The organism is Flavobacterium swingsii, from assembly GCF_900111965.1.
GTDB lineage: Bacteria > Bacteroidota > Bacteroidia > Flavobacteriales > Flavobacteriaceae > Flavobacterium > Flavobacterium swingsii.
The window spans coordinates 116597-131649 of the sequence record NZ_FOJT01000003.1; the positions used below are offsets into that span (position 1 = coordinate 116597).

General features: G+C 32.9%; 11 protein-coding genes and 1 tRNA gene. 8 read left to right on the top strand and 4 right to left on the bottom strand.

Annotation, left to right across the window (positions count from 1 at the left end; all coding sequences use genetic code 11):
- The first annotated feature begins 103 nt into the window (after positions 1–103).
- Positions 104–3496, top strand: a complete 3393-nt coding sequence (locus tag BM053_RS05700; protein WP_091475013.1) for a T9SS type A sorting domain-containing protein — start codon at positions 104–106, stop codon at positions 3494–3496.
- A 181-nt stretch (positions 3497–3677) separates the two neighbouring features.
- The gene (locus tag BM053_RS05705) at positions 3678–5741 is read left to right on the top strand and encodes a M13 family metallopeptidase (RefSeq protein WP_091475015.1); all 2064 of its coding nucleotides are present in this window, start codon (positions 3678–3680) and stop codon (positions 5739–5741) included.
- 52 nt (positions 5742–5793) lie between these two features.
- Here the strand turns inward: BM053_RS05705 and BM053_RS05710 are convergent, their stop codons facing one another.
- The 3 genes from BM053_RS05710 to BM053_RS05720 are packed head-to-tail and all read right to left on the bottom strand — an operon-like array spanning position 5794 to position 7503.
- Entirely contained in the window at positions 5794–6600 is an 807-nt protein-coding gene (locus BM053_RS05710; RefSeq protein ID WP_091475017.1) for an NAD(P)H-binding protein, read from the bottom strand.
- Positions 6601–6948 carry a hypothetical protein gene (locus BM053_RS05715; RefSeq protein WP_091475019.1) on the bottom strand — a complete coding sequence of 116 codons (348 nt, stop codon included), beginning with the start codon at positions 6946–6948 and terminating at the stop codon, positions 6601–6603.
- 6 nt (positions 6949–6954) lie between these two features.
- Positions 6955–7503 (bottom strand): YfiT family bacillithiol transferase, encoded by a 549-nt coding sequence (locus tag BM053_RS05720; protein ID WP_091475021.1) that lies wholly within the window; start codon positions 7501–7503, stop codon positions 6955–6957.
- Between the two features lie 183 nt (positions 7504–7686).
- Here BM053_RS05720 and BM053_RS05725 point away from each other — a divergent pair, with 183 nt between their 5' ends.
- The 4 genes from BM053_RS05725 (at position 7687) to BM053_RS05740 (ending at position 11685) form a co-directional block, all read left to right on the top strand.
- A complete protein-coding gene (locus BM053_RS05725; protein ID WP_091475024.1) occupies positions 7687–8022 on the top strand; it encodes a single-stranded DNA-binding protein in 336 nt (111 codons plus the stop codon).
- A gap of 137 nt (positions 8023–8159) precedes the next feature.
- Entirely contained in the window at positions 8160–10127 is a 1968-nt protein-coding gene (locus BM053_RS05730) for a M1 family metallopeptidase (protein ID WP_091475026.1), read from the top strand.
- A gap of 76 nt (positions 10128–10203) precedes the next feature.
- Positions 10204–11538 carry an RIP metalloprotease RseP gene (rseP, locus tag BM053_RS05735; protein ID WP_091475028.1) on the top strand — a complete coding sequence of 445 codons (1335 nt, stop codon included), beginning with the start codon at positions 10204–10206 and terminating at the stop codon, positions 11536–11538.
- Positions 11539–11611: 73 nt separating this feature from the next.
- Positions 11612–11685 (top strand) — tRNA-Asn (locus BM053_RS05740).
- Between the two features lie 74 nt (positions 11686–11759).
- Here the strand turns inward: BM053_RS05740 and BM053_RS05745 are convergent.
- Positions 11760–12353 (bottom strand): 2OG-Fe(II) oxygenase, encoded by a 594-nt coding sequence (locus tag BM053_RS05745; protein ID WP_091475030.1) that lies wholly within the window; start codon positions 12351–12353, stop codon positions 11760–11762.
- A 384-nt stretch (positions 12354–12737) separates the two neighbouring features.
- Here BM053_RS05745 and BM053_RS05750 point away from each other — a divergent pair, with 384 nt between their 5' ends.
- Positions 12738–13427 (top strand): hypothetical protein, encoded by a 690-nt coding sequence (locus BM053_RS05750; protein WP_091475032.1) that lies wholly within the window; start codon positions 12738–12740, stop codon positions 13425–13427.
- Between the two features lie 87 nt (positions 13428–13514).
- Positions 13515–15047 (top strand): ATP-binding protein, encoded by a 1533-nt coding sequence (locus BM053_RS05755; RefSeq protein WP_091475035.1) that lies wholly within the window; start codon positions 13515–13517, stop codon positions 15045–15047.
- Positions 15048–15053: the final 6 nt, after the last annotated feature.

The window sequence follows — 15053 nt, forward strand, 5'->3', positions numbered from 1 at the left end:
GAAATAATAAAATTATCAAACATTATAAAATAATTTTAAAATCATTGTTAAAAAAGCGAAAAAATGAAAAAAACTTACTATTTTTGACAAAACACACAGCAAAATGAAAAAAATATACCTACTTATTGCATTATCTTTTTTTATTAATGTAAATGCGCAGTTTTACTCAGATGCGCCTTGGATGAAAAACAAAACTTCACAAAAAAACCAAGAACCTACTTTTGACGAAATAGTAAATTCATTTAATGAATATTGGAAAGACAAAGATCATTCTAAAAAAGGAAGTGGTTTTAAACCTTTTAAACGTTGGGAAAATTATTGGGAAAATCTTGTAAAAGAAGATGGAAAAATAATTTCACCAGAAGAATTTATGTCGGCTTGGCAACAAAAAAAGCAATCAAAAAGCAATAAATCTACTTTGAGTTTACCAGTAAGTAACTGGACTCCGGTAGGGCCTTTTACGCATACCAATACAGGTTCTTGGTCTTCAGGACAAGGAAGAGTTCAAGAGATTTGTGTTGATCCATCAAACCCAAATACATTATATGTTGGTTCGCCAGCTGGAGGAATCTGGAAATCGACCGATGTTGGTATTACTTGGACACCACTTACGGATAATTTACCACAAATAGGAGTTTCTGGAATTGCGGTTGATTATTCTAATTCAAACACAATATATATTGCTACTGGCGATAAAGATGGTGGAGATACCGCTTTTGTTGGCATTTACAAATCTACTGATGGAGGAACCAACTGGATAGCTACTGGCGCAATGTCAGGAGTAACTCGTGCTGGAGATTTAGTAATACACCCAACAAACAATCAAATTTTGTGGTGTGCTACCAATTCTGGTATTTGGAAAACTATAAATGGAGGTACAAGCTGGACAAATGTACAAGCTGGAAGTTTTCATCAAGGAGCCATAAGGCTTAAACCAACTGATCCAACTAATGTTTATGCGGTAAGTAATACTAATTTTTATAAATCTACCGATACAGGAACTAGTTTTGTAAATATAATTACTGGATTACCTGCAAGTTCTAGTAGATTACTATTAGATGTTACTCCAGCAAACGCGAATTATATTTATATTTTAAGTGCAACAGGCGGTGCTTTTCAAGGGATTTATCGCTCTATTAATGGTGGAACAAATTGGACAAAAACAACATCAACTACCGATGTGTTTGAATCTAACCAATCAGGATATGATTTAGCACTTGCAGTATCTGCCACAAATGCTAACGAAATTTATACAGGTTGTTTAAATATTTGGAAATCTGTCGATGGCGGAACAACCATGACCAAAGTAAATAACTGGAGTTCTCCAACAAGCACTTCCTATTCTCATGCGGATATTCACTTTTTAAAATATTTCGGAAACAATCTTTATGCAGGAACTGATGGCGGGATATATAAATCAAGTAATTCAGGAGTAAATTTCACAAGCTTAACAACAGGACTTCAAATTAGCCAGTTTTATAAAGTGGCAGTTTCTAAACAATCGGCAGGGAATATGGTGGGCGGCTTGCAAGATAATGGTGGTCATGCCTTTAGTAATAATGGTTGGAAAAATTATTATGGTGCTGATGGTATGGATACAGGAGTAGACCCAAATAATGGCAGCAAATATTATGGCTTTATACAGTTTGGAGGCAGTATGTATATAAGTACCGATGGCGGAAACTCGTTAGGTTCTGGAGTTGGTGCTCCTGCGGCAGAAACTGGTACAAATGACGATGGTGGAAACTGGGTAACACCAATGGCTATAAATAGTCTGGGTGAAGTTTTTGCAGGTTACTCGAGATTATACATGTTAAACGGTGTGGCTTGGGCGCAACAAAGTTCAGGAACAATTGGTACTGGAGATATAGAACTAGTTTATATAGACCCAAGTAATGATAATATTATGTATGTGTCAAACGGGACACGATTATATAAAAGTATAAATAAAGGAGTAGCGTTTACACTTGCATATACTGCTGCAACTTCTATTACTTCAATTTGTGTAAATTCTTTAAATAATAATATTGTATATCTTACCACTTCGGGAACTGGAGGATTGGCATTAAAATCAACAAACGGAGGAACAGTTTTTGCTTCATTTTCGACAAATTTACCTGCAATTGGGAAAAATGTGATAAGACATCAAGGAAGAAATTCTTTAAATCCATTATATTTAGGAACAAGTTTAGGTGTTTATTATAGAGACGATTCGATGACACAATGGGAGCCATTCGATATTAATTTGCCTAACGTTTCAGTTACCGATTTAGAAATAAATTTAGAAGAAGGAAAAATTATAGCAGCAACTTATGGTCGCGGTATTTGGCAAGCTTCAATTCCTATCGAAGTTCCTACGAACGATATTGCATTAACCGCGATAACTCCAATAATCGATATTGATTGTGACGGCCTAGTTTCACCTGAAATAACCGTAAAAAACAATGGAACAAATCCTATTTTATCAGTAAGTATAACTTACGATTATAATGGAACACCACAAAATTATATATGGACTGGAAGTATCGCTACTGGAGCTTCACAAATAATTACTATTCCGAGTTTTACAATAAGCACAAGAGGTGCTTATAATTTAAATATTACTTCGACAATTACTTCCGATGCTTATTCAGATAACAATAAAGGAATTACTCAATTGTATATTGACAATTCTGGAACAATAGGAGTTTTAAATACATTTGAAACTGTTGCGTCAGAATTATTAACCTTCAATGACGGAGTTACTTCTAGCCAATGGAAAAGAGGCATAAATACAAATGGTGCTTTAGCAACGCCAGGAAACAACGTGTATACAACCAATTTTACAGGAAATTATCCAGATAGTACTAAATCTTATTTGTTTTCTCAATGTTATAACTTGACCAATGCTGTAAATCCTCAAATTAAATTCAAATTGGCTTTCGATTTAGAGCCAGATTATGATTTGGTTTACGTTCAATATTCAACAAATATGGGACAAACATGGACTGTTTTAGGAACACAAGGTGCAAATTGGTATAATAGTAATAGAACACCAGCAACTTCTGGAGTAGATTGCGAAAACTGTCCAGGAGCACAATGGTTAGGAACAAATACTACACTAACTGAATATTTTTATCCTTTAAATAGCTTAATAGGTCAGTCGAATGTTATTTTTAGAATTGTTTTTCATTCAGATAGCGGAGCAAACCAGTTGGGAGTTGTTGTAGATAATTTTATTATCGAAGGAACTTTATCTAATCAAGATTTCGAATTAAAAAATATTGCTATTTATCCAAATCCATCAACAGGATTGTTTACCGTATCTACAGGAAATAAAGCTATCGATAAAGTAGAAGTTTATGATGTAACTGGAAAAGTTGTGTTGTCAAAAAATAATTTTTCAAATGCAAATTCACAAACTGTTTTAGATATGAAAAACGTTTCAAACGGAATATATTTTGTAAAAATATCATCGGAAGAACAAAGTGTAGTAAAAAGAATCATAAAAAATTAATTGTGGATTCATTAACTAATCAAAAAATTGTTCTTATCAGACAGTTTAAAAAAAACCTTTTTTACGAAAGGTTTTTTTTTTTGATATAAATCATAGGTTTTTAAAAATTAAGGATAGAAAGTGGCATTTTAACATAATTTTTATCAATATCTTTACAAAACTAATTAAACCATCGAAATAAATGAAAACATACCTAAGAAAACAATTGGTTTTCGTGATTCTTACCATCATTAGTTTTTCGTCAATTTTTGCACAAACCACTCCGAAAACAAACACACAAGGTATCAATGTATCAAATATGGATTTGTCGGTTAGGCCTAACGACGATTTTTATAAATTTGTAAATGGAGGATGGCTTAAAAAAACTAACATTCCTTCCGACAAAACACGTTGGGGGAGTTATGATGAGTTGCGTCAAAAAACAGATATAGATGTTTTAAATATTCTAAAAGAAGCAGCAACTAATCCACTATACAAATCGAATACAGACCAAGGAAAAGCCATAAATCTTTACAAATCCATTATAGACACGGTTGGGAGGGACAAAAAAGGCTTATCTCCACTTAAACCGTATTTGGCAAAAATTAAAGCAGTAAAAAATATTCGGGATTTACAGGCGTTGTTAATTGAAATGGAACCCATTGGTGGTATAGGATTTATGGGTGTTAGCATTAGTGAAGATGCTAAGAACAGTAATAGAAATGTTATATATATTGAGCCCAGAAGTGTAGGATTGCCAGATCGAGATTATTATGTTTCTGATGACAAGGATTCTAAGGAGAAAAGAGATAAATATGTTTTACATGTGTCTAGAATGTTGCAGTTTTTAGGAGAAAAACCCAAAAAAGCAAAATCAGATGCAAACAAAATTTTGGCATTGGAAACAGCGATGTCTCAACCAAGATTTGATAGAGTGGAAAGACGTGACAGAAGAAAATCGTACAACCCTATGACTATTTCTGATTTGCAAAAACTAACACCTTCCATAGATTGGGAGGCTTATATGACAAACATTGGTTTGAAAAATGTAGATTCCTTGATTGTTTTACAACCGAAATATATGGTTGCTTTAGAAACGATTTTCAAAGAAAATAAAGTGGAAGATTGGAAAGCCTACATGCGTTGGACTTTGTTAAGTAGTTCAGCAGGTAAATTGTCTAAAAAGGTTGAAGTAGCAAACTGGGAGTTTTACGGAAAAACCTTGACAGGAGCATTGAAACAAAGACCTTATGACGAAAGAGCTTTGCAGGTAATTAATGGATCTATTGGCGAATCACTGGGTAAATTATATGTGGAGAAAAAGTTTCCGCCAGAGGCAAAAATCAAAGCAGAAAAAATGATTAAGAATATTTTTCTTGCTTTCGAAAATCGAATCAATAATTTATCTTGGATGACATTAGACACCAAGGTAAGCGCAATTAAAAAATTGCACAAAATAAAAGCGAAAATTGGTTATCCTGACAAATGGAAAGATTATTCCGCTTTAACTTTAAATAGCCCAGAAGAAGGAGGGACATTTTTTGATAATTCAAATAATATTCGTCGTTGGAATTTTCAAAAAGACAGAGATAATCTTCATAAACTTGTTGACAAAACAGAATGGAAAACATCACCACAAACAGTAAATGCCTTTTATAATCCTTCGTTTAACGAAATTACGTTTCCAGCTGGAGTTCTCCAGCCTCCGTTTTACAATTATCAAGCAGATGAGGCCGTAAATTATGGTTCAATTGGATGTACAATTGGACACGAAGTTTCTCATGCGTTTGATGATTCGGGATCACGGTATGATGCAGATGGTAATTTAAAAAATTGGTGGACCGCCGAAGATTTAAAATTATTTACTGTATTAACAGGTACGCTGGCTGATCAATTCTCTGCAATAGAGCCTTTACCAGGAATTCACATAGATGGGAAATTCACATTGGGTGAAAACATTGGAGATTTAGGAGGAGTAAACGTCTCTTATGACGGATTGCAACTATTTTTAAAAGAAAATGGAAGGCCAGAATTAATAGATGGTTATACTCCTGAACAACGGTTTTATATTTCTTGGACAACGAAATGGCGTTCACAAATACGGGATGAAGCTTTGAAAAATCAATTAAAAACCGATCCACATTCTCCGGGAATGTACAGGGCGTATGTTCCATTGCAAAATGTTGATGCTTTCTATCAAGCTTTTGATATTAAAGAAGGAGATAAACTATTTGTAAAACCAGAAAATCGTGTGAGGATTTGGTAATAGTTTTAATAAAATAAAAACGGCTTGTCGAGTTATTTGACAAGCCGTTTTTTTACGCTAAAATTTGAAAAGTATAATCTAAAGTTTCCATTAGTTTTTCGCTCGAAATTACTTTCCCAACAGATGGTTTTTCTTTATTAAATTTAGGGACAATCAAATTTAATTCAATCGCTTTTTGAGTGTAGTATTCCTCTCGTGTTGGGTGAAAAGGAGTCACGGCATTGAAAATTTGGTTCCATGAATTTATTTCAATGATTTTCAAAATAATCCCAATACAATCTTTTTGATGAATTAGATTTATGGCTCCGTCAGGATTTTCAATATTTTCTCTTCCAGCAAGGAATTTTATAGGATGACGGTCTTCGCCTATCAATCCGCCAAAACGTAATATAGTAGTTTCAAAATTTTTATTGTTTTGCAACAACTTTTCGGCTTCTAACAATTGCTTTCCACCTTCAGTTTCTGGTTTTGGGATTGTTTTTTCGTTAACCATCGAAAGGTCATCGGCATAAACAGAAGTTGAACTCACAAATAAAACTTTCGTTACCGATGATTTTTCGATAAATGGAATCAATGTTTTTATTTTGGCTACAAAATTCTCAACAGCATTTCCTCGTAATTTTGGCGGAATATCAATAATTAAAACTTCCGAATTTTCTAAAAAAGCATCAATATTCCCCGTAATTTCATTTTCATTTAACGAAAGTAAAAAGGGTTGAATCTTATTTTCTTCCAATACAGGAAGTTTATTTTGGGAAGTTGTAGAGCCTTTTACCGAAAAATCAGTTGCGATTAATGCTTTTGCCAATGGCAAACCCAACCAGCCACAACCTAATATTGAAATGTTTTTATAAATCATTTAGTTCTCTTTTTTTACTAGCATATAATAATCATCTTCCAGAATTCGATAGCCTTGATCGTACAAAAAATAATAAGTATTCCCAGTTTTTGTAGTCAAAACGGATGTAAAAAACTCGAAATCGAAACCTTTACTTAATAATTTTGTTCTAGTTGTTTTACCTTTTCCTTCAGGATTCAAATCGGACAAAATGCGATAATTTTTGCGCAACTTGTTGTTTATGTTACGCATTAAGTTGGTCGAATCCTTGTTTATTTTGTTGTTATACGCATTGCGGCAACCATCGCTACAAAACTTTTTGTCTTCGCGACCTATAATTTTTTCGTTACATTCTAAACAGTTTTTCATCTTTTTTTAAAATTTTCCTTTATGCATTAATGCCTGTTCTATATGCGCAAAATGATGGTTGCAATGCCAAGCGTACAAACCAATTATTTCCTTTAGTTTGTATGTTTTTTTGCTTTCTGGATGTATAAATGTTTTGGCTAAATCTGATGTATCAAAACTTTTTAGCAACATGGTCCATCTTGTATGAACTCCTTCCAGAATAAGTAATGAAGACGAAATATCATCGCAATTTCCATCTATAAGTTCTGCCCATTTTGATTCGTCGTAGGGTTTTATAGTCGGATTATCTTCGGTAAGTGCCAGCTTGAATCGTATAAAACTATTTATGTGGCTGTCGGCACAATGATGAATAACCTGTTTTATTTTCCAACCTTCGGGACGGTATTTCCAATTAAGTTCTTCGGCAGATAAATTGGAAACTGTATTTTTTAATTTTGATGGAAACATTTCAATTGTTTCAATCCAGTTTTTAATGTCCTTTTCTGAAATTAAATCTGGTTTTGTAAAATGTCCTATTGGAAATTTTAGGGTTTCTAGATTTTGTGTATTTTCCATCTTTTACTTTTAAAATCAATCAAATATAAATAAAAAATTCCAATTACAAACGGTTACAAACAATTACAACCGAAAGTAAATGAATGATAACCGAATACATTTTGCCAATCGCTACATCTTTGCACTGTCGAAATCAAATAACAATCGACACTAACAAAAAATAACAATTTAAATTTACACGCCATGAACACATTAAGAAACAAAGTACAGTTAATTGGAAACGTAGGAAACGATCCAGAAATTAAAATCCTTGACGGAGGAAAAAAACTAGCGAAACTAACCATTGCAACAAACGAATCATATTATAACGACAAAAACGAGAAAGTAACCGATACCCAATGGCATAATCTTACTGCTTGGGGAAAAACTGCCGAAATTATTGAAAGTTTTGTAACCAAAGGAAAAGAAATTGCTGTTGAAGGAAAACTAACACATCGTAGTTATGATGATAAAGAAGGTATAAAAAGATATTATACGGAAGTAGTAGTAAACGAACTATTGTTGTTGGGGAGCAAATAAAATATTTTAACACACAAAAAGCGGCAAGTGATTTGTCGCTTTTTGTGTATTAAATACTTGGTTATTTTGATAATTTAATAAAAATTAACACAAAATACCAATGAAATTATTAGATTTGTGTAAATTTCAAAAGCCCCATGAAAAAAACTACATTAATACTATTACTACTAACAAGCGTATTTGGCTTTTCTCAAGACGAAAAATATAGCACGGAAAATATTGCTGAGGCAGAAATGAAATCTGCTTCAAAAACAATGAATATGACCGTGAATTCTAATACATTAAATTATGATGTTACCCATCATAATTTAGAATTAACAGTCGATCCTGCAGTGTATTTTATATCAGGAAAAATCACTACTACATTCACAGCATTGTCAAATATGAATACTATTACTTTCGATTTTGCTAATGATTTAACTGTAAGTTCAGTAAAACAAGGCGCAACAAATTTAGCTTTTGTTGAGAACACAAATAATGAACTAATTATTACATTACCTACAGCCCAATTATCAGGAACTTCGGCAACTATTGAAATTGTTTATTCAGGAGCGCCTCCAGCAAGTGGTTTTAGTGCTTTTGCTACCGACACACATGGTGGCAGCGACACACCAGTTATGTGGACTTTGTCCGAACCGTATGGTGCTCGCGATTGGTGGCCTTGTAAACAAGATTTAAATGATAAAATCACATCTGTAGATATTCGTGTTACAGCTCCATCTGTCTACAATGTTGCTGCAAACGGACTAGAACAATCTAGAACAATAAATGGCGCAAATGCAACCACTCATTTTCGTCACAATTATCCTATTCCTGCATATTTAATTGCCTTTGCGGTTACTGATTATCAGATTCACAATCAACAAGGAGGATTAGGAACCGCTGGGAGTCCTTTTTTCCCTATTGTAAATTATATTTATCCTGAAACAGCTGCAAGTACAATAACAAGTTTGGCTGTTACACCAACTATTATAAATCTCTACGAAACTAAAATTGGAAATTATCCTTTTAGAAACGAGAAATATGGCCATGCCGAATTTGGTTGGGGCGGAGGAATGGAACACACAACAGTTTCCTTTATGGGCGGCTGGAGTCGAAGTTTAATTGCTCACGAAATGGCACACCAATGGTTTGGCGACAAAGTAACTTGTGGTTCTTGGAAAGATATTTGGCTTAACGAGGGAATAACTGAATATATGTCTGGATTGGTTGTCGAAAATATAGATGGAGCCGCGGCATTTGTTTCATGGAAAAACAGTAAAATTAACAATACAATTGACGGTATAACTTTAAGTCCTACAGGAAATTTATATTTATATGACTCGCAATTAACAAACATAGGCAGAATTTTTAGTAGTCGTTTAAGCTACAATAAGGGTTCTATGGTAACTAATATGTTGCGTTTTAAAATGGGTGATACAAATTTCTTTCAAGGATTAAGGAATTATTTAAACGATCCAGCATTAGCTTACGCATACGCATTAACACCACAATTTCAAACGCATATGGAAGCAGTTTCTGGCGCTCCAGGCAGTTTGCAAGAATTTTTTAATGATTGGGTTTATAACGAAGGTTATCCGACATATACAATAAATGCGTTTAATTCTGGTGCAGGACAAGCGACGGTTCAAATTAGTCAGACACAATCAATAACAAATCCAGCTCAAACAGGGTATGTTTCTTATTTCGAAATGCCAGTTCCAGTAAGATTAACAGGCGCTTCAGGACAACAATTAGATGTCGTTTTAAATAATACAACAAACGGGCAAATTTTTGTAGTTCCGGTAGGATTTACAGTAACAGGAATTTTATTTGATCCTAATAAAGATATTATTTCACGCAATAGCACTGCGACACTTGGAATAGAAAATTTTAATTATGACACAGCAATAAACATGTACCCTAATCCGTCATCGGATATTTTAAATATCGATTTGCCGTCAAATATGATTTTGAAAAAAGTAAGTTTATACAATACCTTAGGGCAAAAATCTTTAGAAACTACTCAGAATAATATTGATGTTTCAGGTCTTTCGTCAGGAATGTATATTGTAAAATTTGAAACTTCTGAAGGGACTTTTCATAAAAATTTCATAAAAAAATAAACTAGGCACATAATTTGTAAAAAAGTAAGGTGAAAACCTTACTTTTGTTTTTTACATCAAAAATTAAAATTAATAAATGGATACTTTAATACAAATAGCACAAATCTTATTTATACTTTCTGTACTTGTAATTCTTCACGAATTTGGGCACTATATTACCGCAAGAATGTTTAAAGTTAGAGTCGAAAAATTCTATCTTTTTATGGATGCTGGATTCTCATTATTCAAAAAGAAAATAAACGATACCGAATGGGGAATTGGTTGGTTGCCAATAGGTGGTTATGTAAAACTATCAGGAATGATGGACGAAAGCATGGACACCGAACAAATGGCACAGCCAGCACAAGCTTGGGAATTCCGTAGCAAACCAGCTTGGCAACGTCTAATTATTATGTTGGGAGGAATTACGGTAAATATTATTTTGGCGTTTTTAATTTATACTATAATGTTTAGTACAGTTGGACAAAAATATGCTTCAACAGAATTGTCTCAAAAAAAAGGATTAATGTTTGGAGAATCTGGACTTAACGCAGGTTTTAAAAATGGAGATAAAATTTTGAGTGTTGATGGTAAAGTTCAGCCAAAATTCAACCGAATGATTATCGATGTTTTATTGGGAGATAAAGTTGAAGTAGAAAGAGATGGACAAAAGCAAACTCTAACCATTACCGATGAGCAAAAAAGTAAAATTTTAGGTTCTGAAGGAAAAGGTTTTATGATGCCAAGATTAACCGAAATCTATGTAGATTCTATTGTTCCTAAAAGCGAATCAGATAAAGCTGGATTATTAAAAGGAGATAGAATTGTAAAAGCAAATGGTCAAAGCATTAAATTTTACGATGAACTGTCTACAACTTTACAAGCTAAAAAATCAGATTCAATTCAATTAACTGTTTTAAGAGCAGGAAAAGAAATCTTAGTATCATCTAAAGTTACGCCAGAAGGAAAGATTGGTTTTAGACCAGCTTCTCAAGATAAAGAAGATTTTATAATCACAAACAAATTAAGTCTTTTACAAGCCATTCCTGCTGCTGTAAACGAGTCTTACACGCAGTTTATTTATAACATCAAACAATTTAAATTAATTCTTAGACCAAAAACCGAAGCCTATAAGCAAGTAATGAGTCCAATAGGAATTACTCAGAAACTTCCAACAGAATGGAACTGGGAGTTTATATGGGGGTTTACAGCTATGTTTTCGATAGGATTAGCGTTTATGAACTTGTTGCCTATTCCGGGTCTTGATGGTGGGCATGCTATATTTACCATTGCCGAAATGATTACAGGTAAAACTTTGAGCATAAAAGCTGCCGAAAGAGTTCAAACAGTTGGAATGATTATCTTGCTGAGCCTAATGGCTTTAACCTTTGGAAAAGACATCTATGCCATAATAGCGAAGAATTTTTTCTAAAAAAGAGATAATTTTATTTGCATATAATAAAAATGGTGCTATCTTTGCACCGCTTTAAAAGTGAAAAACACTTTCCTTCTTAGCTCAGTTGGTTAGAGCATCTGACTGTTAATCAGAGGGTCCTTGGTTCGAGCCCAAGAGAGGGAGCAAAAAGCGAAAAGACTATCAGAAATGATAGTCTTTTTTTTGTTTAAAGTTTTTGAATTTGAAAGTTAAAAAAATTAGTCTCGCTTCAACCAACCCGTCACACTCATTCTTCTTTCGTTGGTAACCAAAACTTCATGAACCAATTCATTACTTTTGAAGAAAACCGTTTTGCCTTGCGTAGGCGATATTTTCTGGTCGTTGTCTAACTGATGAATAAGTAATTCGCCACCATCATGTTCTTGCCAGTTGGCATTTAAGTAGCTAATCATCGAGAATTGTCTGCTCGAATTATCCTGAAACTGATCTAAATGTTTCCTATAAAAACTACCTGTTTCGTACAAAGAATAATGAAACTCATAGCCTGTAATTCCTGCATAACAAGAAATGTTTAGATACTCTATAAAAGCTTCTATTTGTACAAAAAAAGCATTTTCGTGTGCGTTATTGTTCTTTTTATCGAGCCAATAAATCACATCGTTTCGTATTGCGGTGTTGTGTATCAGTTTGTCGGCGTTGCCAGTTCCTGCGGTGAGTAATTTATTATCGTGGTGCAGAGAAAGTAAATTTTCTTTGAGGTGGTTGGCTAGTTCGTCGCTCAAAAAATGTTGAGAGATACCTACTTTACTTTCAATATAAGAGGCAATTAGTGTTTCAAAACTATTTTCCATGGGATTGTTTGACTACCTGAATAGACAAGCAACGGCACAAGGTAGTCTTAATAAACTACAATCGACTTTAATTAACTTTTTGTACAGTTTGTCATTGTCTTTCCCGCGCAGGCGGGAATCTACTTTTGGGGATTTAATAGTTGTACAAATTACAAAATACTCATCTTGATATAGTTAAAAATTCTTCTAACTAATATTAATGAGATTTAAATATCATTAATATTAGTGATTGTGGAGGTGGAGGTAATAGGTTAGGTTTGGTGATATGATTGTACATGTTTATAAGTTGGCTGTAATTTTTGGCCATGAGAAGCTATAATTACATCGATTCAAATCTAGGTGTTAACAAACTGTAAATAAATATTTTAGATTAAATTATTATAAATGGAAAAAATCACAATTAAGGAATTGATAGACTTTCGCGGAAGACCTTCTGGTAAATTAAAAAATAATTTTGCTTTCAAATTGAAAACTCGCAAACCAAAAGAAAAACTAGAAGATGCTAAAGATTCTGGGGGGAATTATTGGGCAATTAGTACAAGTAGTATTTATAATACTTTCAAATCAGGAAAAGATGAGTATTATGATGTAAAAATTGATGATGTAATTTCGCGTCAGGCTAACACAGACAGCGAAAAAGACAAAGTGATGTACCAAAGAAATTTAGATATTCTTAATAATTTTAAAGAATTTGATTTACACCTTTTGCGTCCTTTAGATATTACTAATTTTGAAACTGTACATAAAGAACAGAAAATTATTTTGATTAATAGTCTTCCAATCTATATTAATCCAAGTTTAGTTTTTTGTTTTGAGCGAAATGGAAAAAAAGAAATCGGAGCTATCGCATTGATTCCACAATTGGGCGGATACCAAAAATCTCAACTAGGAATGTTTTGTGAAATGCTTTATAAATTTTTACATAAACATTATTCAAGCGAATTTCAAATTGCTGAAGATTTTTGTATTGCGATTGATACATACAATGCTCAAAAAATTATATATTTAGAGTTGTTAACTGGAAAAATTCCACGATTAGTTGATTTAACTGTAGAAGAGATAAAATCATCATAAACCCAGATAGTGCGGATTTGCAACCATACACATTTATAAATTAATGGCAAGCATACAACGACACCTAACAAACACAAGTATTGACATATGAAAATCAAAAAAATAAAGATTAAGAATTTTAGAAGCTACAAAGACGAAGTAGAAATTGAATTTGATGACTTAACTGCTTTTGTAGGTAAAAACGACATTGGAAAATCAACTGTTTTAGAAGCTTTGGACATTTTCTTCAATGATGGCAAAGGTGTGGTAAAGCTTGACAAAGATGACATAAACAAGCAAGCGGTTGCTGAAAATGACAACGAAATAGTAATATCAGTTTGTTTTGAAGAATTGCCAAGAACAATAGTAATTGACAGTACAAACGAAACTACCTTACAATCAGAATATTTATTAAACTCTAATAATCAACTTGAAATAATAAAGAAATATCCAAATGCAGGTAAAGAAAAAGTTTTTGTTAGAGCAAATCACCCGACAAACGACAATTGTAAAGACTTATTACAAAAGAAAAATACTGACTATCAAAAAACGATAAAGGAAAACTCAATTACTTGTACTAATCAAACGATAAATGCAGTAATGCGGACAGCAATTTGGACACATTTTAATTCTGACCTACAATTATCTGAAATGGAAATTGATGTAACTAAAGGTGACACCAAATCCATTTGGGACAAATTACAAAATTACTTACCCCTTTATTCGTTATTTCAATCTGATAGAAAAAATAGTGATGGAGATAGTGAAGTGCAAGACCCGTTAAAAGAAGCAGTAAAACAAATTTTGAATGACAGAATACTTAAACAAAAATTTGCTGAAATTGCATTAGAAGTAGAAAATAAATTAAGAGAAGTTTCTGCGAGAACACTTGAAAAAGTAAGGGAAATGAATCCCGAAATTGCGAATAGTTTAAATCCAATTATTCCACCCGTTGAAAGTTTAAAATGGACTGATGTATTTAAAAGTGTTTCCATTACAGGCGATGATGACATTCCAATTAATAAAAGAGGTAGCGGAGTGAAAAGACTTATTTTACTTAATTTTTTCAGAGCAGAAGCGGAAAGAAGAAAAGTAGAAGAAAATATACCTAGTATTATCTATGCAATTGAGGAACCAGAAACTTCACAACATACAGACCATCAGAAAAAATTAATTTCTGCTTTTTTGGAACTCGCTACAACACCAAATACACAAGTAATTATTACGACACATAGTGCAACATTGGTTAAAGCACTAAAATTTGAACATTTAAGGTTAGTTACAAATGCTAATAACACAAAAAACATAGAAGCCATTTTACCAAATCAACTTCCTTATCCTTCACTTAACGAGGTTAATTTCCTAGCGTTTTCAGAAGTAACCGAAGAGTATCATAACGAACTGTATGGCTACATAGAGTTAGAAGGGGAATTAAATAATTTCAGAAATTCAAAACCAACTATTACTTATAATAAACAAACGCGAGACGGAACATTGAGGGTAGAACAAATAATTCTGACAGATTATATTAGACACCAAATTCATCATCCCGAAAACACAAATAATACAAAATATACTTTTGACAATCTCAATGACTCAATAATTATGATGAGAACATTTATTCAAACAATAGCACCCTAAAAATGT

Coding starts and splice junctions, on each gene's coding strand:
- BM053_RS05730 (WP_091475026.1), top strand. CDS start 8,160: ATGAAAAAAACTACATTAATACTATTACTACTAACAAGCGTATTTGGC.
- BM053_RS05725 (WP_091475024.1), top strand. CDS start 7,687: ATGAACACATTAAGAAACAAAGTACAGTTAATTGGAAACGTAGGAAAC.
- BM053_RS05705 (WP_091475015.1), top strand. CDS start 3,678: ATGAAAACATACCTAAGAAAACAATTGGTTTTCGTGATTCTTACCATC.
- BM053_RS05745 (WP_091475030.1), bottom strand. CDS start 12,353: ATGGAAAATAGTTTTGAAACACTAATTGCCTCTTATATTGAAAGTAAA.
- BM053_RS05710 (WP_091475017.1), bottom strand. CDS start 6,600: ATGATTTATAAAAACATTTCAATATTAGGTTGTGGCTGGTTGGGTTTG.
- BM053_RS05750 (WP_091475032.1), top strand. CDS start 12,738: ATGGAAAAAATCACAATTAAGGAATTGATAGACTTTCGCGGAAGACCT.
- BM053_RS05720 (WP_091475021.1), bottom strand. CDS start 7,503: ATGGAAAATACACAAAATCTAGAAACCCTAAAATTTCCAATAGGACAT.
- rseP (WP_091475028.1), top strand. CDS start 10,204: ATGGATACTTTAATACAAATAGCACAAATCTTATTTATACTTTCTGTA.
- BM053_RS05715 (WP_091475019.1), bottom strand. CDS start 6,948: ATGAAAAACTGTTTAGAATGTAACGAAAAAATTATAGGTCGCGAAGAC.
- BM053_RS05700 (WP_091475013.1), top strand. CDS start 104: ATGAAAAAAATATACCTACTTATTGCATTATCTTTTTTTATTAATGTA.
- BM053_RS05755 (WP_091475035.1), top strand. CDS start 13,515: ATGAAAATCAAAAAAATAAAGATTAAGAATTTTAGAAGCTACAAAGAC.